This is a genomic window from Petrotoga miotherma DSM 10691, assembly GCF_002895605.1.
In the GTDB taxonomy this organism is placed as follows: Bacteria; Thermotogota; Thermotogae; order Petrotogales; family Petrotogaceae; genus Petrotoga; species Petrotoga miotherma.
This window is the reverse complement of sequence record NZ_AZRM01000043.1, coordinates 1-13,057: the sequence shown is the minus strand read 5'-3', so window position 1 is coordinate 13,057 and position 13,057 is coordinate 1. Positions and strand designations below refer to the sequence as shown.

The window sequence follows — 13,057 nt, the reverse complement described above, 5'->3', positions numbered from 1 at the left end:
CCTTCGCCCCGCTCCCCACCCATATGGAAGGAAGAGGAGGAAGTCTCCTCCCCATCGATAATTATTTCCACGTTTTCATAGTAAAAGTTTGTTTTTATGGTTAACGAGATATTTGGCGAAATTTTGGTTGGAATTTCGATTTCAAAATTAACATTAGAATTAATATCATATTGACAGCCAGAGAGTAATATTATTAACATCGAGAATAATACTATCTTAGAAACTAGCTTAAACACTATTCCACCTCATAGAAAAGTTCAAGTAAAGGTGAATCGTTGGGTATTACTAATACGCTGTTGTTGAAAGAATCTTTGTAAATATCTGTTATCTTTTGGAGTTCGTAGAAATCTTGATCCAAGGAATAAGCTTCTGAGTAAATGTTTATTGCGCTTGCCTCACCTGTTCCTCTTATAATATCAGCTTCTCTTTGGGCATCTGACCTGATTCTACTTGCTTGTCTGTCTGCTTCAGCTTGCATTCTTTGGGCTTCTCTTTCTCCTTCGGCCCTTAATTGAGCAGCCATGGCATACCTTTCACTTTTCATTCTTTCGTATACGGCCTCAGTGTTCTCTTGAGGTAGATCGGTTCTTTTGAGCCTTACGTCCACTACATTTATTCCAAAATCTTCAAGTGATGCCTCACTACGATTTTTTATCTCTTCCAAGATTGCAAGCCTTTCGATTGAAAGAACCTCAGGGAATGTGTAATTTCCAATAACATCTCTTGCATGTGAATAAACGATGTCGTCGATTCTTGTCTTCGCAACTTCTACGGTCCTCAGTGTTTCAATAAACTTTTGAGGATCTTCTATCCTCCAAATTGCATATGTATCGGCTAAAATAGTTCTTCTGTCGGAAGTTATTACTCTTTCTACGGGTATGTCATAGATCATGATCCTTTTCTCGAGTTTAACTACGTTGTCTATAAAAGGAGTTTTTACATAAATTCCTGGTTCCGTTCTTATGTTTAAAATATTTCCAAATCTAAGTACTATTGCCTGTTGAGTTTGATCAACGATGTAGAAAGACGTAAAACCAAAGAGAATTACAAAAAAAACTACGATTATAACCACTGCCCATAGCGTCATATTTTTCATTGTGCATCACCACCGATAATTTCACTTAAATCCAAAAAGTTCAAGGTGTTTCCTTCTTCAGATACTACTTGTATCTTTGCATTTTTAATCATTTGTTGTACAGAGTCTAATATTAATCTTTTTCTTGTAATATCTTGGGAGTTTTGGTATTCTTCCAATAATGCTTTGAACCTTTCCGCTTCTCCTGTTGCCTTTGCAACTTGTTCATATGCATAAGCCTGGGCGTCGTTTAAGATTCTTTGAGCTTCTCCTTCAGCTTTTGGAATAATGTCATTGGCGTACCTTTGTGCTTCGTTTATAGATGTTTGTTGGTCTTGACGTGCGTTGTTCACATCATCGAAAGCAGGAACCACTGGTTCTGGTGGGGTTACTGCTTGTAGATAAACGTTTTGTATTAGAATGCCAGAGTTGTAACTGTCTAGTATGGACTGAACTCTTTCAGCGGTTTCCATGGCTATTTGATCTCTCTCTGTAGTCAAGACGTTTTCTAACTCTGACAGAGCAACACGTTCTCTAAGTACACTTTCAGAGGTGGATTTAACTAGGTCGTACCCCTGAATTACATTAAAGGCATACGCCACAGGATCGTTTACCCTATACTGAACAACCGCTTCAATACTAATTATATTTTGATCCCCTGTAATCATCTCTGCTTCATCCGTTACTGATCTGTATGTGGGGGTTCTTCCCGTGCTGGTGGTTCTAAAACCTAGTTCAACCTTATTTATTGTTCTTACATCCACTATAACATGTGATTGAAAAGGGTAGGGTAGATGAACGTGTATGCCTGGTCCTGCGGTAGATTTGTATTCACCGAACGTTTTAACTAATGCTACTTCAGAAGGTCCTACCTGATAAACACCTGTTAAAAGGTAGATGCCAATCGCTATGATAACAGCAATAATGATTATATTGCGCCATCTATGACCTTCATGATTGTTACCTTCATCGTTAAATTCTTCGTTGGGATTGAAGATTTCATATTCAGCCAAAATTACTCACCTCTCTTAAAAGTTTGAAATACCTGGTATTAGCGCCCCTTCGCCCCGCAGCCCGCCCTTCTAAGGAAGAGTAAAAGGCTTTGCCCCGTAGCCCGCCCCATCTAAGGATAAAGGTGTATTTACCACCTCTACTAAAATTATTCAACCGTGACACTTTTTGCCAAATTCCTTGGTTTATCTGGGTCCAATCCTTTTTGTACCGCTATGTAGTAAGCAAACAGTTGTGTAATGGGTGCAACTACTAACGGTATTAAAGGTTCGGAAATAGAAGGTACATCGATGTAATCATCACATATTTTTTTTGCTTGTAGATCATCTTTTGGGGTTAAAGCTATAACTCTTGCCCCACGCGCTTTTACTTCCATAATGTTGGAGATCATCTTCTCTCTCAACTTCCCTGTTGGGACTATTGCAAAAACTGGAAAATTACCATCCAATAGGGCTATTGGACCATGTTTTAATTCACCCGCTTGATAGGCGATGGCATTGATATAACTGATCTCTTTTAATTTTAAAGCGCCTTCCAAAGCTGCGGGAAAACCAAAAACCCTACCTATATACATCATATCTTTGAAGTTTTTATACTTCTTTACTAACTCCATCATGTGACCGTTTGTTTTATCTAAGATAATCCTAAACAATTCTGGCATCTTCTCAATGGTTCTCATTATGTCATCCAGCTCTTTGTTTTTGTAACCTTTCCAATAGATAAGTTGGGCAACTAAGGTGTAAAGCAAAACTATCTGTGCAGTATAAGTTTTTGTTGCGGCAACCCCTATCTCCGGACCAGTGTTGAGATAAAGAACTGCGTCAGATTCTCTAGAGATAGTGGAACCGACTACATTACTTATAGCTAATACATATGCACCCTTTTTCTTTGCTAATCTGACCCCCTCTAGCGTATCTATAGTCTCCCCAGATTGAGATATAGCCAACACCAAAGTATTACTATCTATTGCTGGATTCATGTATCTGAACTCTGATGCAACCTCTATGTCAAAATCAATATCTGAATATCTATTCATGAAGTATTTTGCAGCCAAACCGGCATGATAACTCGTACCACATGCAACTACATACACCTTTTTCATTTGGTTCTTAACAAAACTTTCTAAAGATTGTACTTCTTTTATCTGTGGTTTTCCATCTTTTAATCGACCAACCAAAACAGATTCTAATGCTATCGGTTGCTCAAAGATTTCTTTCAACATGAAATGTGGATATCCTGATTTTTCTGCCAATGATTCATCCCAGGTTATACTTATTGGTTTTTTCTCAAGGGGAACCCCATCTAAGTTAAATATTGAATAACCTTTAGGAGTTAAAATGGCTATCTCACCGTCATTCAAAAAGTTCATCTCTTTTGAATATTTCAATAAAGGAGTGACATCTGAAGCTAACATGGTTATATTTTCATTACTTGAAATCACTAAAGGGCTACCTTTTCTTGCAGCTATGATTTGATCGGGTTTGTCTTTATGAACAACCGCAATAGCATAAGCACCTTCCAGTTCCTTCAAAGCTCTTAAAACTGACTCAAAAAGATCTCCGTTGTATTTATCTTCTATCAAATGAGCGATAACTTCGGAATCGGTTTCTGATTTAAAGATATGACCTTTAATTTCAAGACCTGTTCTCAATTCTTGAAAGTTCTCTATGATACCGTTATGTACAACAGCTAACTCTTCTTTACAATCCAAATGCGGATGAGAATTTTGCTCCGAAACAATGCCGTGCGTTGCCCATCTTGTATGGGCTATTCCAGAATAAAAGCTTTCTTCTAATAACCCTTCATTTAATAGTAATTTTTCAATTTCGCTAATTCTTCCTGGCTTTTTTAAGTATTTTATAGAATGATTTACATTGTAAGCTAAACCTGCGGAATCGTACCCCCGATATTCAAGTTTTTTTAACCCAGAAATAAGTTCTTCAACTTTTACTTTTCTATCTGAAACAAACCCTACTATCCCACACAATTTTTAAACCCCCTATTAAATCTCAATCTTTTTGATCAAGTCAAATTTAGCCGCACGGTAAGACACATACAATGCATTCGCTATCGCTTCAGCGTCTGAAGACCCATGCGCCTTGACTAAAACACCGTTAACTCCCAAAAAGAATGTTCCTCCATAACTTCTATAATCAATCTTACTGACCAAAGACTTTAAGGAACCTTTTAGAAACAAGGCTCCTAATTTTGTGAATAACCCACCTTTTTTAATCGTTTCTTTCAGTTCGTGTAGGATAAAATAAGCTGTGCCTTCCATAGTTTTTAACACGTTGTTACCAGTGAATCCATCTGTAACTATTATATCACACGTGTCATCAAACAGTTCACGTGCTTCTACATACCCAACATAATTAAAAGTCTTTTCTTCTTTTAACAAATTAGAAGCTTCCCTAACTATTGAATTTCCTTTTTCGTCTTCAGAACCAATGTTTAAAATCCCCACTCTCGGATTTTCAAGATTCAAAAATTTAGCATAAGCTATTCCTTCTCTTGCAAAATCGTAAAAGTGTTCAGCCTTTACTTCGGCATTCGCCCCTGCATCTACTAAAATTTTTGGTTTATTTGATTTAGAGGGAAGCGCCAAAACCAAAGCAGGCCTTTTTATACCGGGAAGCCTACCAGCAACAAAAGTACCACTTGAAAGCAACGCACCGGTGTTCCCCGCACTCACAAAAGCATTCAATTCTTTATTTTTCAACATTTCGCAACCTACGTACATGGAAGATTCCTTCAATTTCAAAACTTCTGTTGGTTTTGTTTCGTTACTAACCGAGTTTTTGGCTGGTACAATTTTTAAATTTGATATTTTATCTAAATCTTCCTTTGAAATTTCATTTCCCACTAAAACCAATTCTTCAGGGGAAAGAAACTTATTCTTCAAAGCAAAAAGTACGCCCTCAACAACAGAGTGGGGCGCATTATCACCGCCGTATAGATCTATACCTATTTTTACACTGTCCATTGGCTTATTCACCTATTTCTAAGATTTGTTTATCACCGTAATACCCACAATTCAAACAGACACGATGCGGTAATTTTGGCTCTCCGCATTTTGGACATTTTACAACGTTAATCTTGTATGCAGAGTAAAATTTTGCTTTTCTTGAATGTGTTCTACTTCTTGAAGGTTTCTGTTTTGGTGTTGCCATCTATGTTTCCCCCTTTGGTATTTTGTATCAATTTGATTTTTCATCATCCAGTAATTTTTTTAACATTACAAAACGCGGGTCGATCTCCTCTGTTTCACAAGAATGATTCGGATTTTCGTTTAAATCAATCCCACAGATAGGACATAACCCTTTGCAATCTTCTTTACAAAGTGGAACTTCTGGCACTGATAATATTATAGTCTCTATTACTCGATTTGTCAAATCTATTGATTGACCATCATAGTAAATGAGATTATCCAATGTTTTTAACCGCTCAGTTTTCGACAAATATTTCTCAAAGCTCCTACTCAAATATACGGCTTCAAAACTTTCATCTATCCAATACTCAATGGGTTTCAAACATCTCGAACAATGAAGCTGGACCATAGTTTCAATTTTACCACTTACTAATACTTGACTGTCTCCTTTCTCCAAAGAAACATTTAAATCTATTGGGGCAAGTATTTTCGCCTTTTCAGAAGGTAGTTCAATTTCTTTCCAGTTTCTAATGATGATTTCTCTATCTAATATCTTTTCAAAAGATTCTAATTCAATTATAAGGTTTTTATTTTTCAATTCTTCATTAAACATTATTCTCACCTCAACGGTTTTATTTTACTTCAAAAAGGTTTATCATATACAAAATAATTGTTAATTTTTGAATAATAAAAAAAGAGGCAGGAATTAACCTACCTCTCGAGCGTCTGCTTACAAAATTTATCTTTAAACTGCAGGGGAAACTGTGAAAACAAAATTTCCAACCTTACCGTTGTACTCTCCACTTTTTAAAAGTAATTCTCTTATTTCGGGACTATTATCAAGTGCCTGATGAAAATTGAATCCTACTTGAACGGTTTTTTCAACAACTCCATAGGGTGATTCGTTGCTATCTACAGCATAATTAAAGCTACTATTCAACAGTTCAAGCAATGCTTGGTTCTGTTCGTTAAAACTACTTTCTTCGACTTCAAATTCAACATTAAGTTCAAAGGCTGTATTTGCTGCGATTTTTAACTTAACCTCTTCGCTTTTGTTTTGGGGAGATGACAAATCGAATTCATATTCTAAACTCTCTTTATCAACTGAATCAATTGCAACATAGCTAGGAACGCTGATATAAACAGGGATATTAACACTATCAGAAGTTTGAGAAAAAGAAATAACGCTTATATTTATAACCAACAACATTGTTAAAAGAACGCCCCGAGCGGGGTCAAGGAGAACGTCCCGAATGGAGTCAAGGTTATAAAAAATTGTCTTTTTCATTACACTCGCCACCTCTAATAAAAATCTAGTAAAATTATACTAAATAAAAATAAAAATGTCAAGTCTTTTATTATTTTTTTAAAGCTCATTAAAAGCTGATTATAATAATTTTTATTGAATTTTTATTCGAACAATTAAAATTATTTGTATAAAATAAGGTATAATTTAGAAAGAAAATTTTTAGGAAGTGATTAAAATGAAGAAAATAACTGTGGTGATAACTTTTTTATTCATAACTATAGGCATATTTTCAACAAACAATTATTTCGAATTCAAATTAGATTTAGATAATTACAACTATCAGCAAACTCAAATTGATGTTGAGCAATCAAACGTTTCCCGCGTGGAATTACAACTATTCAATAATTACGAACTTTTTAAAAATTATTTCAACCTTTCAAGTTTGGAAAGTGGAAATCCTTATACAATACAGTTAGGTTTTAATGTTCAAACATTCTGGCAAAATTTTAACCAAAAAATCCTAGCTATGTATAAGAATGGATTTTTATCTTCTTATGGTTTAGGCACAAAAATAGGAGAAGTTTTGCTTTTTGACTCTAATGGGAACCAGATAGATTTTGTTGATGTTTATTTCCTAGTTGACAATTTTTTTGTGGACTATACCGTTTCAAACGAAATAGTTTTTGAATTCTCCCCGCCTTATCCAGGTAGTGGGCAGTGGTATGATCAAAAAACTTCTAATATATCCCTACAGTCTAATCTACTTCCCCTTCATGTTTATGTTGGCGTAGACTATTTGGATGGATTTGATTTTCTCTCTGAAGGTAGCTATTTGCAATTTTTAAGTTCTCCTGATACCTATTTAAATAAGCCAAGTGCAGAGTTCGACGTAAGAGTTGGCTCTGATTTAGGTAACCTATTCAACAATTATGGAAGTTTATTACAAGAAAAATATGTTGAGGCTGGTTCTCATGAAGAAGGACTTCATGTGGCAGATGTGGTCCTTTCTATCCCGATGGAAGGTGGGTATTTTAGCTATTTTACTATTCCTATATACTTTAAGGTGCCTGAACCTGTTATAAATTTCATCATCGGAGGAGAAGGAGAAATTCAACTAACTTTTGACCTAGCTAATCCCCAGAATAATATCACTTCTTCAGTTCCCGTGCAAATTGAAACAACTTTACCAAAGTACGATATTTATCTTTCAATGGTTATTTTTGATACTTACAACTTCTTGGAAGATTATATTTTTTTACAAAATCACAAAGTAATATCCGCAAAGAACGGTAATACCGATTTTGATATTGAAATAAAGGCAGATTTTGCTGAATTGTGGAATGATAAACGTGAGCAAATACTTTCGCTTTTTGAAAATGAGGTGCTCACGGTCAATGAAATTATCCATATAGGTGATGTTTACATTACTCTTTCGTCCTCTTGATACCTTCCTGAATCTTTTTCTTATTTTTTATTTTCTTCTTACTGTTTTTCTTCAAAATTCTTATTGAAATTTTATTGAAATTAATTGCTATCTTATTAGCCCGAGTATAATTAAAACAGAATTAGTTTTATAAAAAATGAAGTCAGGGCGTGAGGGTAAATGATTCAAAAATTAAAATATACATTAATTTTTTCTTTCATAATTATCATTTCATCAACCTCATTTGCTATAAGCAAAGAGACCACTGTCCCTATATATTTAGCCGTACCTGAATACTTGAAAATTACCAACCTTAGCGATTCACGTTTAGACTTGTATGCTACAGTTGCCAATTGGGGCGACATAGTAGAAGACAGTTTAACTTTTAATGTTGAATCTAACATAAATTATAATTTAACAGCTAATTTTACGGTACTTAGCTCGCTACCTGGGTGGCAGCAATATTTGATACTAGGTTCTTATGATTTGCTACTGTCAGGCACTGGAGGAACTCCTGGAATCCACAATTATATTTTAACTTTTCAGCTGGATGTAGGCCTGTTGGAAGGACTTATATACACCTTTATGGAAGGTCAAATTGGGAATATTCAAATAACAGTTTCTAGCAACTGAAGTTGTAACATAAATTTTGATTGGATTTTTATTAAAAATTATTGTTGTTTTATTATAGTAAGTATAATTAAATTAGAAAAGTAAAATAAAGATAATTCAAATAAAACGAAAATTTTAAAAGGGGTGGAAAATTATGAAAAAAGTTTTAAGTTTGGCAGTTTTGATGATGGTGATGTTGATTTCAGTTTCAGGTTTGGCACAAGTTTCTGATACTGTTAACGTTCCAGTTTTTTTGAATGTTCCAGCATTTGTGAGATTGTCAGTAGATACTACAAGTCCTGATTCCCAGTTCGATTTAGTATTTGATCCAGCAAATCCTGCAAATCCTACAGATACTGTAAAGCTCTTAGCAGAGGCAAATGTTAATTATAGTGTTTCTTCTAGTATAGCTGAAGTGACTGGTTATGCTTCATGGGCTAGTTTATTACAAATTTCCATAGACACCAACGCAGCTGGTTTTGGAGGAGCAGGAAATGTGGTCTTCGATGTTACTGCAACACTTGACGTTCTAGGTAACTTAAATCTAGGTGCACTTCCTACAAATACAAAAATCGCTGATGTAACCTTTACCATAGCCTCAATTTAAGATTTTTTAAAGAACATTTATTAATAATATCCCATATTTTTCAATTACCCCTTTTTCCAATTAGAGCACTTAAAAAGGGGTAATTTTATTAATATACACGTGCACTTTATTTTAGTGAATATAATTATTAAAGATTTTATAAATTTTAATTGTGCTATAATAGAAACAAAAAAGGGGATAGGTAATAATCATGAAGAAATTTTATATTCTATCTATTGTTTTTTTACTTTTTACAACTTTTTCTTTCACTCAGATAACAGTTTCGCCTTTGTCCGTTGAAAAAGACGTCAGGGCAGGGGAAGAATTCATTGCCACTATAAACGTCATTGGAGGCAACACTACACAAAACGTCAATATAGAGCTTTACCTACTGAGTCAGGACTTTGATGGAAATTTTGATTATGTAGAAGCAACTCCAGATAACTTTCTCTATTCAAATTGGATCGAATTTCCAAACTCCATTACCGTTTCCCCTCGATCAACGACACCAGTTGAAGTCGGTGTCAATATCCCCTCAAACGCTCCTTTTGGAACTTACAATTTTATCCTTATGATTACCCCCGAAGTTGAAACTACTGGAACGATAGGAATAATTATTAGATACGCTATAAGAATCACAGTTCATGTACAAGGAACTGTCATAACAAGGGTGGAAGTTGAAGATGTGAAGGTCGTTCCAGATGAAGAAGGCAAACCAGTAATCGAAGCTACCATCTCTAATGGCTCAAGTTATGACCTAGTAATTTCTGCTGAAGCCATTTTGAGAGATAAATATGGTAAGATGATAGAAAGATTGCCCTTAAAATCTTCTTACTTGGAAAAAAACAATATAACCACCCAAAGAGTATTAAAAGGGAACAAAGTTGTATTTTCAGGTAAACCCACCTACCTGTTAGCTCCTGGAGATTACAAGGTAAACCTCTTTGTTAACTACTCCAACAGGCAAAGAGTGTTTACATACGATATAAACGTTCCTGAAGAAGGTTTTAATTTCACTCCTCCAACAGAACTTGCGCTTATATTAGACAATACGGAGTTCAGTTATGATCTTTATCCTGGCGGTGTAAAAACCTTTGTTATAAATTTACAAAATATGTCTAATCAAAACGTTACTGTGCAAGTTGGTGGAGAAGAATATTCGAGTTTACCTAAAGATAGATCCTTGCTATCATGGATCACTTTGAGGTCTCCGTCATCTTTTACAGTTAATGCTCAACGAACTTCAAGAGTTATACTTTCAATAAACGTACCAAAAGAAGTCGAAAATGGTGCTTACTACGGCAAAATCGTTCTAAATGCCTACGATGAATCGGGAGAATTTTTATCTCAGAAAAAAGTCAACGTTGAAACGATTATAGGCGAAGTAAATTATGATGTTGAGTTAGTGAGCTCAAACTATGAAAAAATAGAAGGTAGCGGAATTTTTAGTGCCTTGATCAAAAATACTGGGGAGAGATACATAATCCCTAAAGGAAGTTTGAGTATTTTAGACAATGATGGTGTGAGCATAGGTGTTTACGATCTTCTTCCATCTAATCAAGAGTGGTTAGTTCCTAGCCAAGAAACGATGTTGATTGGCGAAGTACCCATTTTAGAAGGGGAAGGTTATAAATACATCCTCACTATTTATGACAACGAACAGAGGTTAAAAGTCTTCGAGGGGGAGTTAATGTGATAAAAAAAATATTAAAAAGATCAATTTCTTTTGTTATTTTATCACTTATGTGTTTATTAGCCTTTTCTCAAGAAGTTACTGCACCAAAAGTGACTGCAACTTTCTATAACACCGATTTGATAGAAGCTCTGAATGAAATATCTCTTCAAACAGGGGTTACAATTTTAACCGATCAATACGTAAGTGGCTTGGTCACAGCAGACTTTGTAGAAGTGGATTTAGAAAAGGCGTTGAATATACTTCTACTTCCCGGAGGCTACTCTTACAAAAGAATTGATGAAAATATTTACTTTGTGGGATTAGCTGATCCTCAAAGTCATAATTTTTTGAACTTAGTTGAAATGCAAGTGTTTTCTTTGAATTATATTTCGGTGGAAAAATTTTTAAATTTGATTCCCGAAAATCTACTCCAATACATAAAAACTAACGAAGAAACTAACCAAATAGTCGTGTACGCTCCACAAAATACAATAGATTATATAAAAGATCTGGTTGACAAGTTGGATAAGAGTGAACCATATATTGAATTAACCGTTTATATCGTTGAAACAAATGAAAGGTACTCTGATTTGATAAAGGGCAACGTGTTCAACATAAACCAAGAAGGTATAATTAACAGTTTTTCTTTTACGAGTCCTGCAATTGGATTTTCTATACAAGATCTTTTTGAGGCTGAAATAGAGATGTACGAAAAGAACGAAACCGCAAATTTAGTTACTAAACAGGTTGTCAACGTTTTACCAGGAGAGCCAGCGTTATTAAGTTTGAAGAATCTAGAGAGTATCGTTTTTACTACCTACAGAAACGAATTCAGAAATATTGAAAGTGGAATAGAAATAGAAATGACCCCAACTATGATGAATCAAATACTTCAAATTTCTTTTAAGACAAAAACAACAAACTTAATGGAAGTTACAAAAGATAGCTATTTACTTTCAGAATCGGAGTTGGAGACTAAAGTGAATTTAAACCCCAACGAAATTTTGCTAATTGCTGATTTAGATTTGAGTCAACTTTATTCAAAAAATGGGGGAACAACGTTGTTGAAAGATCTTCCTTTTCTTAGATTTTTATTCGGTGATAACCAAAACACTGATGAGAGCAAACGGATGATGATTTTTTTAACTGCTACCCCAACCTTAGAAGGGGTTGATCAAAAATGAAAAAGTATATCTATCTGTTAATACTCTTCGTTTTGATGTTTCAAATTTTTGCGTTTTCACAAAGCTCTCAAATGTATAATTACTCAATTTACTCTGTTTTGAAGAATGATAGCAGAAGTGAAGCGTTGGTCGGTAGCGTGGCTGTTATTCAAGGTTACACTTTCAATTTTGTTTCAAAAGGCAATATTGATGCTACTTTCGGAATCACTCCTCTCAATGACTTAGGGGATAAGGTTAGAACAAAAATTATTATAGACAGTGTAAATATGCACTTTGAAAACACTATCGACCTCTCAAAAAACAAAAAAAACTATGTCACCTCGATTTATTATTTAGAAGGGCAAGAGGAAAAGACTTTGGATATCTATCTCCAAGTTAACAACGTTGAAAAATTAGAGTTCACAGATCAAGAAGAAACTTCAAAAAATAATAAAATTATCTTTAAAACTTATTACAACCAATTTTCTTATTATGAAGATGAGTTCATTACCGAAACAGAAGTGGAATTAAATAATTTAGTTTTCTTTGGCATGAGTAACTTACTTGATTACAAAAATGGGGGATATTACTTAGGAGTTATTTTTAATGGAATGAAAGTTGGTGCTAACTATCAAAACGATACCTTTTATCTGTTTTTGAACGACAAAACCTATATTGACTCATTTGAATTCGATGGAATTTTTGTACCTTACACATTTTCCAATAACAGCCTTGATTTCAAAGGTGATTTTGCATTCACAGTTACCGAAAACTTCCCTACGTTTAAAATCGTCGATTTAAAGGATATACTTACCAATGAAGAACAAGGTTTTTATTTAGGAGAGAAAATAGCACAAGCTTTGAATTTTGAAGACCTTGGATTTTATCTTGGAAGAGAGCTCAAAAAATTGTCTGAAAATATGAACAACAACTTTTTTGTTGGCTTAGATTTGAGTTATTTAGAAAATCAGTATGACTTCTCCTTAACAGGAGGCATTTCGAATCAGATATCTAATTTTAAATTTGAGACCTTAGGTGGTTATAACTTTGTTTCTAACACATTTTCTTTTTCTTTAACCTCCTTCTATGAATTTTATACTGTCTTTAGAAACTCT

14 protein-coding genes are annotated in these 13,057 nt (G+C 34.4%); 6 read left to right on the top strand and 8 right to left on the bottom strand.

What is annotated here, in order from left to right; genetic code table 11:
• From X928_RS07965 to X928_RS07930, 8 genes are all read right to left on the bottom strand, one after another.
• The coding region (locus X928_RS07965; protein ID WP_146026656.1) for a hypothetical protein at window positions 1-236 on the bottom strand (236 nt) is incomplete at its 3' end.
• On the bottom strand, window positions 236-1,096 hold the full coding sequence (hflC, locus tag X928_RS07960; RefSeq protein WP_103079259.1) for a protease modulator HflC: 861 nt from the start codon (window positions 1,094-1,096) through the stop codon (window positions 236-238). The genes X928_RS07965 and hflC, both read right to left, overlap by 1 nt.
• Window positions 1,093-2,088 carry an FtsH protease activity modulator HflK gene (gene hflK, locus X928_RS07955; RefSeq protein ID WP_103079258.1) on the bottom strand — a complete coding sequence of 332 codons (996 nt, stop codon included), beginning with the start codon at window positions 2,086-2,088 and terminating at the stop codon, window positions 1,093-1,095. The genes hflC and hflK overlap by 4 nt, the downstream gene beginning before the upstream one ends.
• 146 nt (window positions 2,089-2,234) lie before the next feature.
• A complete protein-coding gene (gene glmS / locus X928_RS07950; RefSeq protein ID WP_103079257.1) occupies window positions 2,235-4,073 on the bottom strand; it encodes a glutamine--fructose-6-phosphate transaminase (isomerizing) in 1,839 nt (612 codons plus the stop codon).
• A 15-nt stretch (window positions 4,074-4,088) separates the two neighbouring features.
• Complete coding sequence (gene plsX / locus X928_RS07945; RefSeq protein ID WP_103079256.1) at window positions 4,089-5,069, bottom strand: phosphate acyltransferase PlsX; 981 nt, start codon at window positions 5,067-5,069, stop codon at window positions 4,089-4,091.
• 4 nt (window positions 5,070-5,073) lie between these two features.
• The gene (gene rpmF / locus X928_RS07940) at window positions 5,074-5,256 is read right to left on the bottom strand and encodes a 50S ribosomal protein L32 (protein WP_103079255.1); all 183 of its coding nucleotides are present in this window, start codon (window positions 5,254-5,256) and stop codon (window positions 5,074-5,076) included.
• Between the two features lie 27 nt (window positions 5,257-5,283).
• Window positions 5,284-5,847, bottom strand: a complete 564-nt coding sequence (locus X928_RS07935) for a YceD family protein (protein WP_103079254.1) — start codon at window positions 5,845-5,847, stop codon at window positions 5,284-5,286.
• A 132-nt stretch (window positions 5,848-5,979) separates the two neighbouring features.
• Window positions 5,980-6,522 carry a hypothetical protein gene (locus X928_RS07930; protein WP_103079253.1) on the bottom strand — a complete coding sequence of 181 codons (543 nt, stop codon included), beginning with the start codon at window positions 6,520-6,522 and terminating at the stop codon, window positions 5,980-5,982.
• A gap of 196 nt (window positions 6,523-6,718) precedes the next feature.
• Here X928_RS07930 and X928_RS07925 point away from each other — a divergent pair, with 196 nt between their 5' ends.
• The 6 genes from X928_RS07925 to X928_RS07900 all read left to right on the top strand — a co-directional run.
• Entirely contained in the window at window positions 6,719-7,927 is a 1,209-nt protein-coding gene (locus tag X928_RS07925; protein ID WP_103079252.1) for a hypothetical protein, read from the top strand.
• 159 nt (window positions 7,928-8,086) lie between these two features.
• Window positions 8,087-8,539 carry a hypothetical protein gene (locus X928_RS07920; RefSeq protein WP_012209626.1) on the top strand — a complete coding sequence of 151 codons (453 nt, stop codon included), beginning with the start codon at window positions 8,087-8,089 and terminating at the stop codon, window positions 8,537-8,539.
• A 133-nt stretch (window positions 8,540-8,672) separates the two neighbouring features.
• Window positions 8,673-9,125, top strand: a complete 453-nt coding sequence (locus X928_RS07915; protein WP_012209625.1) for a hypothetical protein — start codon at window positions 8,673-8,675, stop codon at window positions 9,123-9,125.
• 190 nt (window positions 9,126-9,315) lie between these two features.
• Entirely contained in the window at window positions 9,316-10,800 is a 1,485-nt protein-coding gene (locus X928_RS07910) for a hypothetical protein (RefSeq protein WP_103079251.1), read from the top strand.
• The gene (locus X928_RS07905; protein WP_103079250.1) at window positions 10,797-11,963 is read left to right on the top strand and encodes a type II secretion system protein GspD; all 1,167 of its coding nucleotides are present in this window, start codon (window positions 10,797-10,799) and stop codon (window positions 11,961-11,963) included. Before X928_RS07910 ends, X928_RS07905 begins: the two co-directional genes overlap by 4 nt.
• Window positions 11,960-13,057: hypothetical protein (locus tag X928_RS07900; RefSeq protein ID WP_146026655.1), on the top strand; the 1,098-nt coding region annotated here is incomplete at its 3' end. The genes X928_RS07905 and X928_RS07900, both read left to right, overlap by 4 nt.